Source organism: Gallibacter sp. Marseille-QA0791, assembly GCF_965119705.1.
GTDB classification, from domain to species: Bacteria; Bacillota; Clostridia; order Peptostreptococcales; family Anaerovoracaceae; genus Lentihominibacter; species Lentihominibacter excrementipullorum.
In genome coordinates this window covers 615,804-632,348 of record NZ_CBCPMH010000001.1, presented here as the reverse complement: position 1 = coordinate 632,348, position 16,545 = coordinate 615,804, and the positions used below count along the sequence as shown (strand labels likewise).

The 16,545-nt window shown below is 49.2% G+C and carries 16 protein-coding genes; 13 read left to right on the top strand and 3 right to left on the bottom strand.

Annotation, left to right across the window (positions count from 1 at the left end):
• The first annotated feature begins 24 nt into the window (after nucleotides 1–24).
• Genes gpr through glpK form a run of 6 tightly spaced genes read left to right on the top strand, consistent with a single transcriptional unit; the run spans nucleotide 25 to nucleotide 6,526 of the window.
• On the top strand, nucleotides 25–954 hold the full coding sequence (gpr, locus tag ACQY69_RS02950) for a GPR endopeptidase (RefSeq protein ID WP_428258479.1): 930 nt from the start codon (nucleotides 25–27) through the stop codon (nucleotides 952–954).
• Nucleotides 955–976: 22 nt separating this feature from the next.
• Nucleotides 977–1,879 carry a stage II sporulation protein P gene (gene spoIIP / locus ACQY69_RS02945; RefSeq protein WP_428258477.1) on the top strand — a complete coding sequence of 301 codons (903 nt, stop codon included), beginning with the start codon at nucleotides 977–979 and terminating at the stop codon, nucleotides 1,877–1,879.
• 13 nt (nucleotides 1,880–1,892) lie between these two features.
• Complete coding sequence (locus ACQY69_RS02940; RefSeq protein WP_428258475.1) at nucleotides 1,893–2,045, top strand: hypothetical protein; 153 nt, start codon at nucleotides 1,893–1,895, stop codon at nucleotides 2,043–2,045.
• Between the two features lie 35 nt (nucleotides 2,046–2,080).
• Nucleotides 2,081–3,892, top strand: a complete 1,812-nt coding sequence (lepA, locus tag ACQY69_RS02935; protein WP_428258474.1) for a translation elongation factor 4 — start codon at nucleotides 2,081–2,083, stop codon at nucleotides 3,890–3,892.
• Entirely contained in the window at nucleotides 3,876–5,027 is a 1,152-nt protein-coding gene (gene hemW, locus ACQY69_RS02930) for a radical SAM family heme chaperone HemW (RefSeq protein ID WP_428258472.1), read from the top strand. Before lepA ends, hemW begins: the two co-directional genes overlap by 17 nt.
• Complete coding sequence (gene glpK / locus ACQY69_RS02925; protein ID WP_428261006.1) at nucleotides 5,027–6,526, top strand: glycerol kinase GlpK; 1,500 nt, start codon at nucleotides 5,027–5,029, stop codon at nucleotides 6,524–6,526. Before hemW ends, glpK begins: the two co-directional genes overlap by 1 nt.
• A 44-nt stretch (nucleotides 6,527–6,570) precedes the next feature.
• Here the strand turns inward: glpK and ACQY69_RS02920 are convergent, their stop codons facing one another.
• On the bottom strand, nucleotides 6,571–7,206 hold the full coding sequence (locus ACQY69_RS02920) for a thiamine diphosphokinase (RefSeq protein ID WP_428258471.1): 636 nt from the start codon (nucleotides 7,204–7,206) through the stop codon (nucleotides 6,571–6,573).
• Between the two features lie 131 nt (nucleotides 7,207–7,337).
• Between ACQY69_RS02920 and ACQY69_RS02915 the strand changes: the two genes are divergently transcribed.
• The 5 genes from ACQY69_RS02915 to ACQY69_RS02895 all read left to right on the top strand — a co-directional run bounded on the left by ACQY69_RS02915 (nucleotide 7,338) and on the right by ACQY69_RS02895 (nucleotide 12,108).
• On the top strand, nucleotides 7,338–7,619 hold the full coding sequence (locus ACQY69_RS02915; protein ID WP_428258469.1) for a NifU family protein: 282 nt from the start codon (nucleotides 7,338–7,340) through the stop codon (nucleotides 7,617–7,619).
• Nucleotides 7,620–7,710: 91 nt separating this feature from the next.
• On the top strand, nucleotides 7,711–9,183 hold the full coding sequence (locus ACQY69_RS02910) for a 4-hydroxyphenylacetate 3-hydroxylase family protein (protein WP_428258468.1): 1,473 nt from the start codon (nucleotides 7,711–7,713) through the stop codon (nucleotides 9,181–9,183).
• Nucleotides 9,184–9,310: 127 nt separating this feature from the next.
• Nucleotides 9,311–9,595, top strand: coding sequence for a hypothetical protein (locus ACQY69_RS02905; RefSeq protein WP_428258466.1), 285 nt, complete (start codon nucleotides 9,311–9,313; stop codon nucleotides 9,593–9,595).
• Nucleotides 9,596–9,597: 2 nt separating this feature from the next.
• A complete protein-coding gene (locus ACQY69_RS02900) occupies nucleotides 9,598–10,914 on the top strand; it encodes an acetyl-CoA hydrolase/transferase family protein (RefSeq protein WP_428258465.1) in 1,317 nt (438 codons plus the stop codon).
• Between the two features lie 69 nt (nucleotides 10,915–10,983).
• A complete protein-coding gene (locus ACQY69_RS02895; RefSeq protein WP_428258464.1) occupies nucleotides 10,984–12,108 on the top strand; it encodes a 4-hydroxybutyrate dehydrogenase in 1,125 nt (374 codons plus the stop codon).
• A 65-nt stretch (nucleotides 12,109–12,173) separates the two neighbouring features.
• Here ACQY69_RS02895 and ACQY69_RS02890 read toward each other — a convergent pair whose 3' ends face one another.
• A complete protein-coding gene (locus tag ACQY69_RS02890; protein WP_428258463.1) occupies nucleotides 12,174–12,878 on the bottom strand; it encodes a hypothetical protein in 705 nt (234 codons plus the stop codon).
• A gap of 179 nt (nucleotides 12,879–13,057) precedes the next feature.
• On the opposite strand from ACQY69_RS02890, the gene ACQY69_RS02885 reads away from it, so the two are divergent.
• Entirely contained in the window at nucleotides 13,058–14,194 is a 1,137-nt protein-coding gene (locus tag ACQY69_RS02885; protein WP_428258462.1) for a DUF975 family protein, read from the top strand.
• Nucleotides 14,195–14,287: 93 nt separating this feature from the next.
• Here ACQY69_RS02885 and ACQY69_RS02880 read toward each other — a convergent pair whose 3' ends face one another.
• A complete protein-coding gene (locus ACQY69_RS02880) occupies nucleotides 14,288–15,169 on the bottom strand; it encodes a hypothetical protein (protein ID WP_428258461.1) in 882 nt (293 codons plus the stop codon).
• Nucleotides 15,170–15,310: 141 nt separating this feature from the next.
• Here ACQY69_RS02880 and ACQY69_RS02875 point away from each other — a divergent pair, with 141 nt between their 5' ends.
• A complete protein-coding gene (locus ACQY69_RS02875; protein ID WP_428258459.1) occupies nucleotides 15,311–16,453 on the top strand; it encodes a hypothetical protein in 1,143 nt (380 codons plus the stop codon).
• The last annotated feature ends 92 nt before the right edge of the window (nucleotides 16,454–16,545 follow it).

Genomic DNA, 16,545 nt, shown 5'->3' with positions numbered 1-16,545 from the left:
AAAATGCAAAAGGAGACGAACATGATGAAGTACAGGACAGATCTGGCCATAGAGAGGATGGAGATGGCTGTCTCCAAGGCGGATGACAGTGGCGATAAGGCGGGCGGAAAAAGGGAAGGAAGCCCGGCAGGAGGCGAAGCGGATGGGATATCGGTGGAAAAGGAGGAATGCGGCGACGGAGTCAGTGTCACCAGGATAGAGATAACCAGCCTTGCCGGTGAAGCGAGGCTTGAGAAACCTATGGGGAATTATATCACCATCGAAGCGGAAGGTATCACTGAGGGAGCAGAGGAGACAAAGGAGAAAGCGGGACAGGTGATAGCCGGAGAACTGAGCCGACTCATAAAATTCCACAGCCGGCTGAAGGTGCTGGTGGCAGGACTGGGAAACGCCATGGTGACCCCTGATTCCCTGGGGCCTGCAGCGGTTTCCAAGATAAGGGTGACCAACCATCTGTTTGAGATGTTCGGCGCCGATGAGGATGATGAGATGTCAAGGGTGAGCTGCATAGCCCCGGGAGTCACGGCGACTACAGGTATGGAAACAGCAGAGATCGTGGCGGAGATAGCGCGCCTGGTCCGTCCGGAAGTAGTGATAGTCATCGATTCTCTGGCGGCAAGGGACATACAGCGGCTCAATACTACGGTACAGATAACCGATACTGGTATTTCGCCCGGAGCAGGAACGGGGAATCACAGGACAGGTATCGACGAGAAAACGGTGGGAGCCAGAGTAGTGGCCATAGGCGTTCCTACGGTCATAGATATCACAACGGTCATAGGAGATGCTCTGGCTGACAATGTGGAAAATGTTGAAAAAATGGAGAGATATATGGAAGAGTATGACCGTCAGATGATAGTCACATCCACCGACATAGACATGCTGATAAAAGATTTTTCGGATATAATCGCCAATGGAATAAATAAAACGCTGCATCCCGGCATATATTCGTAAAAGAAATCTTTGGAGGACAACTATGGAAAAGAAAAACAGAGTACTTATCGCCGCCGCGGTATTAGTGTTCATATGCTCCACCTTGTTTTTCCTGAAAGCCGAGCCGGCTTCATCTGCCGGTCTGGGGTGGATAGATGAGAAGGAGCTGGGAGAGCTGTGTATAGGCCAGGTGACGCAGATAAACCGTGATGCGCCGGGAGAGAAAACGGCAAAGGCCGGCGGAGAGGAGCAGCCGTCAGAGGAACAGAACGGCGGCTCCGACGATACGAAGGAGAAGGCGGAGGAGGCTCCGGCAGAAGTGGAGAAGATCGATGTGACGGAGGATCCTCTCGTTATCATATATCATACACACAGCACCGAATCCTACATGCCTTACAGTGAGAGCAACTATCACAGAGAAGCGGAGGAAGGTACGGTGAGAGATGTAGGAATCGTATTGGAGCAAGAGCTGGAGAAAAAAGGTATAAACGTCATACATGACAAGACGATGCACGACAGACCGTCCTACAACGAGTCCTACAACAGGTCCCTGGAGACGATACAGTCGCTGACACAGCAGTATCCTACCGCGGTCTACGTCATCGATCTCCACAGGGATGCGGCGGCAGCGGCGGCGACGGAAGGGAAATACATAGAGATAAACGGCGAGAGAGTGGCAAAATTCAGTATGGTGGTCGGCAAGCAGAACGACAATTACACGTCTCTCTACGCTTTCGCCAAAAAAGTCAGCGAGAGGGCGGAGAGTATGTACGCCGGATACGGCGGCGCCATAATAGAGCAAAACTATAAATACAACGAGTTCGTCAGTGATAAGGCGCTGCTTCTGGAAGTAGGCAACAACAAGAACACCATAGAAGAATCGAGGCGCTGCGCCGTGTATTTCGCCAATGTATTGGCAGATATCATAGAGGAAGAACAGCAGTGACTGAGGTGGAGCGATGAAAAGGACTCTGTTGGAAATGATCATAGTATTTTTCCTGTTCCTGGCAGGGACGGCAGGCGTATTGATGGTGGATACAGCATGTTTCGAGACTACCGGTCAGGGAGGAAAATTGGTTTTGGATGTTGATAAATGGGGAGGTTTCCAGTAAAATAAAGCATATATATCACATTATGAGAGGCAGAGATGAAGGATTATCAGAAGTACATCAGAAATTTCAGTATCATAGCACATATAGACCACGGCAAGTCCACACTTGCCGACAGGATAATAGAGAAGACGGGACTGGTCTCCAAGAGGGAGATGAGGGAGCAGTTCCTGGATAACATGGATCTGGAACGGGAGAGAGGGATAACCATAAAGCTCCAGACTACAAGACTCATATATGATGCCAGGGACGGCAATCAGTACACTTTTAATCTCATAGACACCCCGGGACACGTAGACTTTACCTACGAGGTGTCCAGGAGCCTGGCGGCCTGCGAGGGAGCTGTGCTGGTGGTAGACGCCACTCAGGGAGTCGAGGCTCAGACGCTGGCCAACGTCTACCTGGCCATGGACGAGGATCTGGAGATACTTCCTGTTCTCAACAAGATAGATCTGCCGTCGGCCAGACCTGACGAGGTAAAGCAGGAGATAGAGGACGTGATAGGAGTAGACGCTCAGGAGGCGCCTCTGGTCTCGGCTAAGGAAGGCATAGGCATAGAAGAGCTGCTGGAGAAGATAGTCACCGATATACCGGCTCCGGCAGGCGATGAAAACGGAAAATTGAAAGCTCTCATATTCGATTCGTATTACGATAATTATAAGGGCGTCGTCATTTACACCCGCATCTTCGACGGGACTGTGAAAGAAGGAGACGAGATATACATGATGAACGCCGGGAAGAAATATGAGGTCACCGAGGTAGGTGTCTACTCTCCGGGTCCGGTGGAATCGGAGGTCCTCAGGGCAGGAGAAGTAGGATACATATGCGCCAGCATAAAGCAGGTGGCTGACGCCAGAGTGGGAGATACCATAACGCTGGCATCTGATCCGGCTGACGAGCCGCTTCCGGGATATAAGAAAGTTCAGTCCATGGTGTACTGCGGTATATATCCGGCAGAGGGGGAAAAGTACGAGAACGTGAAGGACGCTCTGGAGAAGCTGCAGGTCAACGACGCTGCCTTTCATTTCGAACCTGAGACGTCAACGGCTCTGGGGTTTGGGTTCAGATGTGGATTCCTGGGGCTGCTCCACATGGAGATAATCGTGGAAAGGCTGGAGCGGGAATTCGACCTGGCAGTAGTTACCACGTCGCCAAGCGTCATATATAAGGTAGTCATGAACGACGGCAGCGTCCAGATGGTACAGAATCCGTCCAATCTGCCTGATCCGACTCTTATAGACCATATCGAGGAGCCGATGGTGAAGGCCGACATCATGGTACCTAAAGAATATGTAGGGAATATCATGGAGATATGTCAGGACAGGAGAGGCAGGATGCTCAATATGGAGTATATTACCGAAAACAGGGTGAACCTCCATTACGATATGCCTCTCAACGAGGTCATATATGATTTCTTCGACGCTCTCAAGTCCAAGACGAGAGGGTATGGATCGCTGGATTATGAGTTTTCCAGGTATGAGCCGTCAAAGGTGGTCAAGCTGGATATACTTCTCAATAAAGAAGTGGTGGATGCCTTTTCCATGATAGTACACGAATCCAAGGCGTATGCCAGAGGGAGGTTCGTCTGCGAGAAGCTGAAGGAGATAATCCCCATGCATCAGTTCGAGGTGCCTATCCAGGCATCCATCGGACAGAAGGTCATAGCCAGGGAGACTGTGAGAGCATACAGGAAGGACGTAATAGCCAAGTGTTACGGCGGAGATATATCGAGAAAGAAAAAATTGCTTGAGAAGCAAAAGGAGGGGAAAAAGCGAATGCGGCAGTTCGGGACCGTAGAAGTGCCGCAGGAAGCCTTTACCGCGGTATTAAAGTATGACGACAACAAATAAACTGGGGTTATATCTTCATATACCGTTTTGCGCGAGGAAGTGCAGATACTGCGACTTCCTCTCATTTGGGTGCGGCGACAGCAAGGTATTGTCCGAGTATGCCGCGGCGCTTATGCGGGAGATAGAGATCAGATCCGAACGGTGGCGATACCGGGAGGTGGACAGCGTGTACATAGGCGGCGGCACTCCGTCGCTGCTGTCGGAATGGGATATGGGAAAGATATTGGATAGTCTGCGGGACAATTTTAATATCGATGAGGACGCGGAGATCACCATAGAGGCTAATCCGGCAACTCTCAGCGACGAAAAGATGGAACGATATCTGAGAAAAGGCGTCAACCGCCTCAGTATCGGAGTCCAGTCCTTCGATAATCAGATTTTGAACGTGCTGGGGCGAATACACAGTAAAAATGACGCCTTCTATTCCTTTCAAAGAGCCAAGAAGGCGGGGTTCGAGAACATAAATCTGGACATAATGTTCGGGATACCGGGCCAGACAATGAAGATGTGGAAGGACACCGTGAGGCAGTGTGTCTTCCTCAGGCCGGAGCATATCTCCCTGTACAGCCTGCAGATCGAAGAGGGAACAGAGATGTACAGGATGGTGTATGAGGACGGGATCATGGAGCCGGTGCCGGAAATAACCGACAGGGAGATGTATCATACAGCCCTGAGGATGATGAGACGGGCGGGATATGACCACTACGAGATCTCCAATGCGGCTCTTCCGGGACACAGGAGCAGACATAACATGAAGTACTGGTCCTACGACGAATACATGGGACTGGGGCTGGGCGCCAGCTCATTCCTGGAGGGTAGCCGTTTCAAAAACTGCAGCGGGATGGGCGATTACATAAGAGCAATAAAAGAAGGCGCGGAGCCTGTCGATGGGAACAGCGTGGAAAACTATACTCAGAGAGAAGAGATGGGGATCTTCATCTTTACCGGTCTGAGAAAAGCAGAGGGCATAGAGCTGGGACAATTCAGGAAAGTGTTCGGTCAGGAGCTCTTCCAGGTCTACGACAGGAAGATACTGGACCGGTATAAGGGAATGCTGATCCTGGACGGAGACAGGCTGTACCTTTCGGAGCATGGGATGGATATTTCCAACAGGATAATGACGGAGTTCGTATGATGAGAGAAAAATACGTGATGGCCCTTGATCAGGGCACGACCAGTGCCAGATGCATATTGTATGACAGACAGGGCAGGCAGGTGAGCGTGGCGCAGAAGGAATTCAGGCAGATATACCCTCGGGAAGGTTGGGTGGAGCACGATCCCATGGATATCTGGTCCACTCAGATGGGGGTGGCGCAGGAAGCCATGCTGAAGGTGGATGTCACCTCCGAGGATATCGATTCGATCGGGATAACCAACCAGCGAGAGACCACAGTAGTGTGGGACAGGGAGACGGGAGAACCGGTGTATAACGCTATCGTGTGGCAGTGCAGACGGACAGCGGGATTCTGTGACCAACTGAAAAGGCAGGGTCTTGAGGATATGATAAAAAGCAGAACAGGATTGCTGATAGATCCGTATTTTTCGGCGACCAAGCTTAGATGGATCCTGGAAAACGTCGACGGCGCCCGCCAGCGGGCTGAGGCAGGCCAGCTGCTTTTCGGCACCATAGAAACGTGGCTCATATGGAGACTGACCGGCGGAAAGGTACATATAACGGATTATTCCAACGCTTCAAGGACCATGATGTTCAACATACATACTCTCAGATGGGATGAGGACATCCTTCGTGTCATGGGGATACCGGCTTGCATGCTTCCTGAACCCCGGCCTTCCAGTATGGTGTATGGCGAGAGCCACCCCAGGATATTCGGCGGCGCGATACCTATATCGGGTGCTGCGGGAGATCAGCAGTCGGCTCTGTTTGGTCAGGCATGCTTCTCGGAGGGCGAGGCGAAGAACACCTATGGGACCGGTGGATTCATGCTGGTCAATACGGGGATAAAGCCGGTAGAATCGAAGAACGGACTTTTGACTACGGTGGCGTGGGGCATAGGAAATGAAGTGAATTATGCCCTGGAGGGGTCTGTGTTCATATCGGGAGCATCCATACAGTGGCTGAGAGATGAAATGGGACTTTTGGGAAACGCGGCCAGATCGGAGGAAATGGCCAGATCGGTGGAGGATACGGCGGGAGCATATCTGATACCAGCCTTTACAGGATTAGGGGCTCCTTATTGGGATCCTTATGCCAGAGGCGCCGTAATGGGACTGACCAGAGGCGTGAACAAGAACCATATCGTCAGGGCGGCGCTGGAATCCATGGCGTATCAGACCTATGATCTGATGACGGCCATGACGGAAGATACGGGACGGCCCATAAGCACCTTCAAGGTAGACGGAGGGGCAGCCGCCAATGATTTCCTGCTGGAGTTCCAGGCGGACATCCTGGGGATGCCGTTATGCAGGCCTGAATGCATAGAGACTACATCGTTGGGAGCCGCGTATCTGGCCGGATTGGCTACCGGATACTGGAGCAGCAGAGAAGATATAACATCCAACTGGCGTATCGATAAGGTCTTCGAGTCGTCCATGGAGAAAGAGAAAAAGGACAGGCTCATATCAGGGTGGCATGAAGCTGTAGGTCGTACCCTCGGATGGGCGAAGAAAGTATAGTACGGATGCCATCAGCATGAGTATCAGTTGTCTGAAATGTTTCTTCAGTCCATCTTTGAGATAACGATGAGAAGGATACCGTCATTTACGGAAATGACGGTATTTTTTTCTTTGAACTCATTGCTGACGCCCAAAGGAAAATCCCTGGACAGCGTATGATCGCTTATCTCATACTTGGCGCCTTCGATGGTGACTCCGTGGGATCTTTCAGACAGAGAAAATACGGACAGATAACTGCCTTCTTCTCTGGGAATGGAAATGGCGCCGTCCTTTTCGGAATCCAATATGAAGCATCTGTTCATTCCATCCAGCATCGTGAGGCTGCTGAAATATTTATTATAATGGTAGAGAAGCTGAAGATTGGCCACCGTATGGTCCAGTCGGCCGCCGATGCCGCCCAGGATGGTCACATCGTCGGATCCGGAGCTGACAGCTGTCTTCAGCGCCAGATCCAGATCTGTGTAGTCTTTTTCAGGCGAAAAACGTTCGATTTTAACATTTTTTGGCAATTCGCTCTCTATGGAATCGAAATCACCCAGCAAAAGATCAGGCTTTATACCGTGAGCTGACGCGATGTCATATCCTCCGTCGGTGCAGATGACGAAGCTGTCGTTTCGGATGTGTCGTGTTATGTCGATTTCGCTCTCTATAAATGAAGTGATTATTACTGCTTTGCTCATTTTTTCAATTCCTTTGCTTATTTTCAAAAATTACCACCTAATTTAGCGATATTGATAATTATACCCTCTTGAAAAACCATAAAGCAAGATATATAATAGCATTGTACAGAAGATAATGAGGTGACTACGCGATGGAAGAGCAAATCAAAAAAGTTTTAAAGGAAAAGGTCGACCCTGTGCTGGCCGCGCATTACGGCGGGGCTGTTCTCACCGGGTACGATGATGGTGTGGCGATGGTGAAGCTCACAGGCTCATGCGCGTCATGTCCGTCGGCTCAGTCCACGATAGAAGAAGTGGTCAAGGGCATCGTGATGGAGAACGTTCAGGGTGTTAAAGACGTGGTTTTAGACACTTCCGTAAGCGAGGATCTTCTCGATATGGCGAGGATGATATTGAGGAAGGAAAAGCATTAGTTATCTCTGTAACCGTTAAAATTGTTCGTAATTTCTCGCTTCGCAATCAAGCGCTGCGAGGGGTTAAATCTAATAAAGGAGTGATTTTAATATGTTAATGACAGGAGCACAGTATATTGAAAGCTTGAGAAAAATGAAGACGAGAGTCTACATGTTCGGCGAAGAGGTAAAAGATTGGGTAGATCATCCTATTATCAGACCTTCGATAAACTGCGTCGCAGTTACTTACGATCTGGCAAACGATCCGGAGTATGCTGACCTGATGACAGCCAAGTCCAGCCTTACAGGCGAAACTATCAACAGATTCACGCACCTTCATCAGAACGCTGAAGACCTGAAGAAAAAAGTAAAAATGCTGAGGCTTTGTGGACAGAAGACAGCTTCCTGCTTCCAGAGATGCGTAGGTATGGACGCATTCAACGCTGTATTCTCCACGACATATGAAACCGATAAGAAGTATGGCACCAACTACCATGAAAACTTCAAGAAGTTCCTCGAAATGGTTCAGAAGAACGACTATGTAGTTGACGGCGCCATGACAGACCCTAAGGGTGACAGAGGACTTGCTCCAAGCGCTCAGAGAGACCCGGATCTCTTCGTACATATCGTAGAGAGAAGAGAAGACGGTATCGTAGTAAGCGGTGCTAAGGCTCACCAGACGGGTACTATAAACTCACACTGGCACATCATCATGCCTACACAGGCTATGAAGGAAGCTGACAAGGATTACGCTGTATCATTTGCATGTCCTACAGATGCTGAAGGTATGTACATGATCTACGGAAGACAGTCATGCGATACAAGAAAGCTGGAAGAAGGAGCTGACGTTGACCTGGGTAACAAGACTTACGGCGGACAGGAAGCTCTGGTAGTATTCGACAACGTATTCATCCCTAACGAATATGTATTCATGGCAGGTGAATATGACTTTGCCGGAATGATGGTAGAGAGATTCGCCGGATACCACAGACAGTCCTACGGCGGATGCAAAGTAGGTGTTGGCGACGTCCTGATTGGTGCTGCTGCTCTGGCTGCTGAATACAATGGAGCTCAGAAGGCTTCCCACATCAAGGATAAGCTGATCGAAATGATCCACCTGAACGAGACTCTGTACTGCTGCGGTATCGCCTGCTCGGCTGAGGGACATCCTACTCAGGCAGGAAACTACGAGATCGACCTGCTGCTGGCAAACGTATGTAAGCAGAACGTAACGAGATTCCCTTACGATATCACGAGACTGGCTGAGGATATCGCTGGTGGTCTGATGGTTACTATGCCATCCGAAAAGGACTTCAAGTCTGACCTGAAGGTTGGAAGAAACGGCGAGACTATCGGAGAGATCTGCAACAAGTACTTCGCTGCAGCACCTTCGTGCACAACTGAAGAGAGAATGAGAGTCCTGAGATTCATCGAAAACATCTGCTTAGGATCTTCGGCTGTAGGATACAGAACAGAGTCGCTGCACGGCGCAGGATCCCCACAGGCTCAGAGAATCATGATCTCGAGACAGGGTAATCTCGAAGCCAAGAAAGAACTGGCAAAAGCTATCGCAGGAATTAAATAGTTGAGTCTGTACTTGACAGTTTGATATTTGCTGATAATTTTGAGGCCGCTTTGTAGCCCAAAGCGGTCTCTTTTTTCAGATTTTCTGAAAAAAAGAAAAGCTATAATCGTAAGGAATAAGATGATTTATGAAATGCGGAGTTAGATTTTGCGGGGGATGTAATCCCCGGTTTGATCGTGGCAAAGCTCTTAGAGAAATTGAAAGTGACGTAAAAGGTCTGGATTTTTCTCATGCGGTCGAAGGCGAGACATACGATTGTCTGCTGGTAATAAACGGATGCCCCGCCCACTGCGCTTCATACGGGCATTTCGATGTGAAGGGCAGGATATATATGGTATGGGATTACAGTCAGATCGAAGAAGTTAAAAAGCAGCTTATGGAAGACAGTAAGCTGGAAATGGAGGATTTATAATCATGGATTGGAAAAAGATTTACGAAGACAGAACGATGTCTGCCGATGAGGCTGTCAAGCTGATTCAGTCGGGAGATACGGTAGTTCTGGCACATTGTGTTGCCGAACCGGTTGCTGTAGTTGACGCGATGGTGGCTAATAAGAACCTCTACAAGGACATAACGGTATCGCACATGGTTACTCTCGGCAAAGGTGAATACTCCAAACCTGAACACAGCGATGTTTTCAGATATGAAGGATGGTTCACAAGCCCTTCTACGAGGAATTCGATAGCGCAGGGACACGGTGACTTCATACCTGTATTTTTCCACGAAATACCTAGTCTCATCAGAAAGGACATCCTTCATGTGGATGTTATGATGGTGACGGTAACTCCTCCGGATGAACACGGATACTGCAACATCGGAGTATCCTCCGACTATACGGTGCAGGGCATCAAGTCAGCCAGAACAGTGATCGCTGAAGTAAACGATCAGGTTCCTACAGTTTTCGGCGAAACTTTCGTACATGTAAGCGAGATCGACGCTTTCGTTGAGAATTCTCACCCGCTGTTCGAGAGCGCTCCTGCCAAGATCACTGAGGTGGAAGAAGCTATCGGTAAGAACTGCGCGTCGCTGATCGACGACGGAGCTACGCTGCAGCTGGGTATCGGCGCTATTCCTGACGCGGTACTGGCACAGCTGGGAGAAAAGAAGCACCTGGGCATACATTCGGAAATGATCGCTGACGGAGTGGTAGATCTCTATGAAAAGGGAGCTATAGACTGCAGCCAGAAGGGTATCGACGAGGGCAAGATGGTCGTTACATTCCTTATGGGAACTAAGAAGCTCTACGACTTCTGTGACAAGAATCCTGCTGTTGAGCTGAGACCGGTAGATTACGTAAATCATCCGGAAGTAGTATCGCAGCTTAAGAATCTCGTATGCATCAACTCCTGCGTACAGGTAGACTTCATGGGTCAGATCGTTTCCGACAGCATCGGGACCAAGCAGATCTCCGGCGTAGGCGGTCAGGTAGACTTCGTAAGAGGCGCTGCTATGTCTCACGATGGAAAGGGAATATCCATCATGGCTATGCCTTCCGTAACAGTCAAGAAGGACGGCACTAAGATCTCCAAGGTAGTTCCTTACATAGACCACGGCGCTGCTGTAACGACTTCCAGAAACGACGCTGATTACGTGGTTACCGAGTACGGCATAGCCAGACTCAAGGGAGCAAACCTCAAGGAGAGAGCAAGACAACTCATCAACATAGCGCATCCTGACTTCAGAGATGAGCTGAAAGAGCAGTTCAAAGAGAGATTCAACGCTGAGTTTTAATTAGCCTAAAATTCACCTAAAAGTGAGTCTAATAAGGTATAACTGAAGTTTAAAGAAAAGAGGTACATTATGCAAGCATTAAGAGTAGTTCCTGCAATTCATTATTTTGATACGTTCAAAGATTTCAACGACGAGTTCAAGCTGGGCAAGGGCGATATCCTTGTAACTAACCAGTGGATGTATGATCCGTATGTAAAGCCGCTGGGGATCGACATGCCTGTTATCTATCAGGAAAAGTACGGTGCCGGCGAACCTACAGATGAGATGATGGACGCTATGAAGGCAGAAATGGATAAGTATGAATTCGACAGGATCATCGCTTTCGGCGGCGGTACTATCGTTGACTGCTGTAAAGTACTGGCATGCGATATCCCTGACAAGGTTGCTGATCTTTACACCGGAAAAGTTGCTCCTAAGAGGATCAAGAAGCTGGTCGTTGTACCTACTACTTGCGGAACAGGTTCGGAAGTAACTAACGTAGCAGTAGCTTCCATTCCTTCCCTGAACCTCAAGAAGGGTATCGCTGACGAAGAGACTTATGCTGATATCGCTGTGCTGATCCCTGAATCACTCCAGGGTCTGCCTGACAAGGTATTCGCTACTTCTTCGGTAGACGCTCTGATCCACGCTGTAGAATCATATCTGTCGCCTAAGGCTTCTCCGTTCACAGAGATGTACTCGGAAAAGGCTATCGACATGATCATGAACGGCTACAAGAAGATCATAGCTGCCGGCGGCAACACTGCTGAAAACAGAAAAGACCTTCTGAAGGACTTCTGTCTGGCTGCTAACTACGCTGGAATCGCTTTCGGTAACGCCGGATGCGCTGCTGTTCACGCCCTGTCATATGCTCATGGCGGAGCTTTCCACATCGCTCACGGCGAAGCTAACTTCATCTGCTTCACAGAAGTGTTCAAGATGTACATGAGAAAGCAGCCTAAGGGCAAGATCGAGGTTCTCAACAAGATGCTGGCAGACGTTATGGGCTGCGATGTCGACAACGTATATCCTGCACTGGATGAGTTCCTGGGCAAGATCCTCGAGAAGAAGCCTCTCAGAGAGTATGGCATGACTCCTGAACAGTCCGCTGAGTTCGCTAAGTCGACTATCGACAATCAGCAGAGACTGCTGGGCAACAACTACGTTGAGCTTTCCGAAGCTGAGATCAAGGAGATCTTCGACAACCTCTATTAATCAGAGAAAAAAGAGATCAAAGAAGCGCCGGTCGTAAGACCGGCGCTTTTCATAATGCAGTTTCATCAGTTGCCTGTATACCTTATGATATCGCGGCATGGTTCCGTCGTCTGCGGATCTACGGCCGCCGCCGCTATCAGCGTAGTACCGTCGTAGAATTCGATATCGACGAGCCAGCGTTGTCCTCCGTCCCAGTACTCAGGAGTCCTCTGGGCTATCGTGACATCTATATCATCCGGTACGCCCAGCTCCTTTCGTACGGTTTCCACCTGATCGGCCGTCAGGTTGAGGTATCGGTAGGATCCTTCCAGTACAGTTTCCCATCCGTAGAGAGAGCTCAGATCATCGCTGGACCGCTCGCGATCCAATGTCAGCGTCAGTATGGGGCTCGGCTGATCTTCATTCAGTTCTATTTTGTAGACTACGGGAGTCGTACCTGTCGTGGCGTTGGTATTTACCATGTCTATCGTCAGGTGATCCGGCTCCAGTAAGTACTCTGTGAAAAAGCTCTCTTCGTTGCTTAAAAAGGCGCGATAATCCATAGTATTGTCGTCGTTGAAGTTGATCATGAAGGGGTCGCCTTCAGCTGTCTGCAGCCAGCATCCGGCTACGTTGATGTATTCATCTTCTTCATCAGTCGCCTCAGCCTCTGTCTGAGCTTTTGTCTTTTCCGCTTCCTTGCTGTTCACTTCGCCGCCGTCATTTCCCCCACAGCTTGCCAGAAGAAAAAGGGTCAGCGCACATGTCAAAATAATAAACGATCTTTTCATATTTCCTCCCAATCATGTTGATAAAATATCCCATAAAATTTTAACATGGAAAGGATACGGTTGCAATCATCCGGTGCCTGATACAGAAGGTTGCTTCACGGTTTTATTTATGATATTATTAACGAGATTAAAAAATTCGTGTGAGTTTGAGAAAAAAATATACGAAGAGAGGTTTGGATATGCAGCAGAATATGATGGGTCCCAATATAGTGATAACGGAATCGAGCAGTAATCTGAGAGCGCTGGGAAGGAACGCGCTGGCGGGCAAGTGGAAGGTGGCGATGATAGCCCTTGTGGTCTATGAATTATGCATCGGGATACCGCCTGTCATACTCAACGAGTTATTCGGCGTCAATGTGGCGGATATGTATTACAGCTACAACTCCGGAGGAATGGAGCTTTATTATAATTACGGATATATCTATGAGAGTATGCCTACATATTCATTTCTCAGCAGTATATATCTCATACTGGTGACAGGAGCGTTCATGCTGGGGATAACCTTGTTTTTCCTGGCAATGTTCAGACGTCAGAGGGTAGGTGTCAGCGATATATTCCTCGGATTCGAACAGTTCGCAAAGGCGCTGGGGCTCATGCTGTTCCAGTCGCTGTTCATCGCGCTGTGGTCGCTTTTGCTGATAATCCCGGGGATAATAGCTGCTCTGAGATACAGCCAGGCATTTTTCATACTGGCCGACGACCCTACAAAAGGGATAAGGCAGTGTATGAATGAAAGTAAGCAGATGATGAAGGGAAATTGTGCGAAATACTTCTGTCTGCAGCTTTCATTTATTGGATGGATGATCTTATCGATGATCCCGGCCGTACTCATCGAAGAGATAGTCGCGCTGCTGAACGCGCCTGTAATAGTCCAGTCGCTGGTCGCTGTGTTAGTTTATCTGTTCATGGTGCCTGTGACGGCATATCAATATTCGACCTTTGCGGGTTTTTACGAGATACTGGCGGGACATCTCATCAAGGAGACGGAGCCTGCGCCTATAGAGCCGGAGGCGATACCGGTACCTTCACCTTCCGGATCTGTACATCAGGAGGAGCATCCTGAAACATCGGTCAAAGAGCCGGAAGACAATAGCCAGGCTGCTGAGACGGAGGATGGCCTTTCCACAGCGGAGGGGATCCGGGATAAGGAGGAAGCTTCCGATGAGCCAGTAAAACCGGAGAAGATGGAAAGCAAGTCTGTGGACGTGACCGCGGTGATGGAATCTTCATCGGAAGGAGACGGAACAGAAGCGTCGAAAAATAATGACGGGAACGACGATAACGATAACTCTTTCATCCCTAAAGAGATGAAATAAAGAAAAAATAAGTGAAGAGTAAAGGAGCTGTCAGCGGCCATATGCCGATGAAACAGCTCCTTTTCTGATCATGTTTGTATTCGTATCGAAATTTTATTTGTCAGCGAAAAAGTCCTTCAGCCATGAGTCGGTATCCAAATGTGCGTTGGATACCTGGCCGTTTTGGCCGCTTTTGTTTTGCTGTGGCTTGTCATCCTGATCTCCGGTCTGTGGCCTGGCGGTGGCAGCTGCTTTCTGAGAAGCCTGCCTGTTTGCCTGCGCGGCAGATCCATCAGCCTGCTGAGGGGCTTGGCTCTTTTCCTGCCGGATCGTATCGTTGCCGGCAGCCTCCTCGTGATCCTTCTCGGCGTCACGCGGTGCGGAAGAGGCTTCCTGAGGTATCATGACTTCTTCATAGGTTATAGCCGGTTTTTTGGGGAAGGAGAATTCTCTGGTATGTACCAGATCCTTTTCCGGAGCCTCTTTTTCTTCGGGTCCTTCGGGTTGCTTTCCTTTTTCGCCGGGCGCCGCGATGTCAGGCATCAAGGCAGCTCCACTCTCGTTTTCGGTCACATCGCCGCCGTTCTCACTGCTTTCTTCGTCGCCTTTGATCTCTTTGACCTCTTCCTCTTCGAAGTCTTCTTTGACTGCTTCGATTTCTTTGACTTCTTCTTCCGCTTCGTCCACTTCTTCCTCGTCGTTCCCGTCGTCATATCCATTATGGTGACCGAACGTGACGTAGTGAGTTTTTCTCAGTGAGAATACGATAAATCCACCGATGGCTATCACGATGGCGAAGCCTATGTAAGAGGCTGATGACGATACGACATACTGGAGAGCATCCTCGAACGATATCGTCGATATTTCCATATAAGTCCGTATGTATTCGAGAGAGTAATCGATCATGTAGATGCCGTAGCAGAGAAAGATAACAGCGATAACGAAGAGGATTACCGCTACTATGATGTGTGATTTTTTCGAACTTTGATTCATCATTCTTTCCTCTTTTCGATATTATATTTTCCATGTCCTTCTGAAGACAGGGATCCGTCTCAGATACAGATGCATAATTGCTTTAAAACGTTAACAACCAATGATCCGTGCCGCATAGTATGTTATGTAGCGAAGGAGGTTATCATGGAAGGAAAAGTAAGAAATCTGTATCCGGGAGGGAATACCCCTCATGGATTCTATTCCTATTATAACTATATTTTACCACAAAGAAAAGCAGAAAAAATATTTTGTATAAAGGGCGGTCCGGGAACGGGAAAATCGACCTTGATGAAGAGGATAGGCAGGTATTTTGTCGACAGGGGAGAGGATGTGGATTTTCTCTGGTGCTCTTCTGATCCCGATTCACTGGACGGGATACTCATCAGGGGAAGGAGAGCGGCTGTCCTGGATGGGACGGCGCCTCATATCGTGGATCCTGTGACGCCCGGCGCTGTGGACGAGATAATAAATCTGGGGCAGTTTTGGGATGAGGAGAAGCTAAAGGGCAGCAGATGGGAGATAATGAGGCTGGGTGAGGAGATAAGCGATATATTCGGATATGCTTACGGTTATCTGAAAAGCGCCGGTCAGCAATATGAGTTTCTGGGAGAGCTGCTGGAAAGGAACGTCACGGATGAGAAGATATGGGAGTACAGGAGCCAGCTCAAGATGAAGCTGGATGCCATATCCATACTTAGACGGGCGGAAAGCAAGATGAGACGTGACTATGTGATGGGCGGCGATGTGAGATTTGGAGAAAGACGAAAGTTCTTCGCGGGGGCCATCACGCCGGGAGGTATAAAAAGCAACGTGACTTCGGTGATAGAGGGTGTCGGCCGGGTGGTAGTGCTGGATGTCCCTGTGGGCTCCAGGACCGAGGTGCTGCTGGGACCTGTATCCAGGCGTCTTACAGAGGCGGGATTCGACGTGGAGGAATATTACTGTCCTATGTCCCCTGAAAGAAAGCTGGAGCATGTAGTCTGCGAAGGAGCAGATCTGGCAGTGATATGCAGCAATGAATATCATGTCGTCGATTCGGCCAATATCGATGGAAAGGTCGTAAGGATAAAGGCTGATGAAGTGTTTACGGGGGATGGGGACCGCCGGGCCGGAGAAGTCTTCGAGGATGTGAAGGAGAGCAGCCGCGGCCTGATCCTGAAGGCGGTCGCTTTACTGGAAAAAGCGAAAGGGCGCCACGATATGCTGGAGAAGTGTTACGTGGACGCTGTGGATTTCGATGCGCTCCGGCAGGTGGAGGATCACATTACGAGAAGTATAATGAAGTGAATGTGGTCTGATGACCTGGTGTGAAATAAAATGACATTTGAGAAAAAAGTTTCATGGGGAACAGGAAGTTTATTTCCTGTTCCCCGTTTTTT

Excerpts from the sequence above, each read along its gene's own strand:
- ACQY69_RS02890 (WP_428258463.1), bottom strand. The coding sequence starts at position 12,878 with ATGAAAAGATCGTTTATTATTTTGACATGTGCGCTGACCCTTTTTCTT.
- lepA (WP_428258474.1), top strand. The coding sequence starts at position 2,081 with ATGAAGGATTATCAGAAGTACATCAGAAATTTCAGTATCATAGCACAT.
- ACQY69_RS02910 (WP_428258468.1), top strand. The coding sequence starts at position 7,711 with ATGTTAATGACAGGAGCACAGTATATTGAAAGCTTGAGAAAAATGAAG.
- glpK (WP_428261006.1), top strand. The coding sequence starts at position 5,027 with ATGAGAGAAAAATACGTGATGGCCCTTGATCAGGGCACGACCAGTGCC.
- ACQY69_RS02915 (WP_428258469.1), top strand. The coding sequence starts at position 7,338 with ATGGAAGAGCAAATCAAAAAAGTTTTAAAGGAAAAGGTCGACCCTGTG.
- hemW (WP_428258472.1), top strand. The coding sequence starts at position 3,876 with ATGACGACAACAAATAAACTGGGGTTATATCTTCATATACCGTTTTGC.
- ACQY69_RS02880 (WP_428258461.1), bottom strand. The coding sequence starts at position 15,169 with ATGATGAATCAAAGTTCGAAAAAATCACACATCATAGTAGCGGTAATC.
- ACQY69_RS02900 (WP_428258465.1), top strand. The coding sequence starts at position 9,598 with ATGGATTGGAAAAAGATTTACGAAGACAGAACGATGTCTGCCGATGAG.
- ACQY69_RS02940 (WP_428258475.1), top strand. The coding sequence starts at position 1,893 with ATGAAAAGGACTCTGTTGGAAATGATCATAGTATTTTTCCTGTTCCTG.
- ACQY69_RS02895 (WP_428258464.1), top strand. The coding sequence starts at position 10,984 with ATGCAAGCATTAAGAGTAGTTCCTGCAATTCATTATTTTGATACGTTC.
- ACQY69_RS02875 (WP_428258459.1), top strand. The coding sequence starts at position 15,311 with ATGGAAGGAAAAGTAAGAAATCTGTATCCGGGAGGGAATACCCCTCAT.
- spoIIP (WP_428258477.1), top strand. The coding sequence starts at position 977 with ATGGAAAAGAAAAACAGAGTACTTATCGCCGCCGCGGTATTAGTGTTC.
- ACQY69_RS02885 (WP_428258462.1), top strand. The coding sequence starts at position 13,058 with ATGCAGCAGAATATGATGGGTCCCAATATAGTGATAACGGAATCGAGC.
- ACQY69_RS02920 (WP_428258471.1), bottom strand. The coding sequence starts at position 7,206 with ATGAGCAAAGCAGTAATAATCACTTCATTTATAGAGAGCGAAATCGAC.
- ACQY69_RS02905 (WP_428258466.1), top strand. The coding sequence starts at position 9,311 with ATGAAATGCGGAGTTAGATTTTGCGGGGGATGTAATCCCCGGTTTGAT.
- gpr (WP_428258479.1), top strand. The coding sequence starts at position 25 with ATGAAGTACAGGACAGATCTGGCCATAGAGAGGATGGAGATGGCTGTC.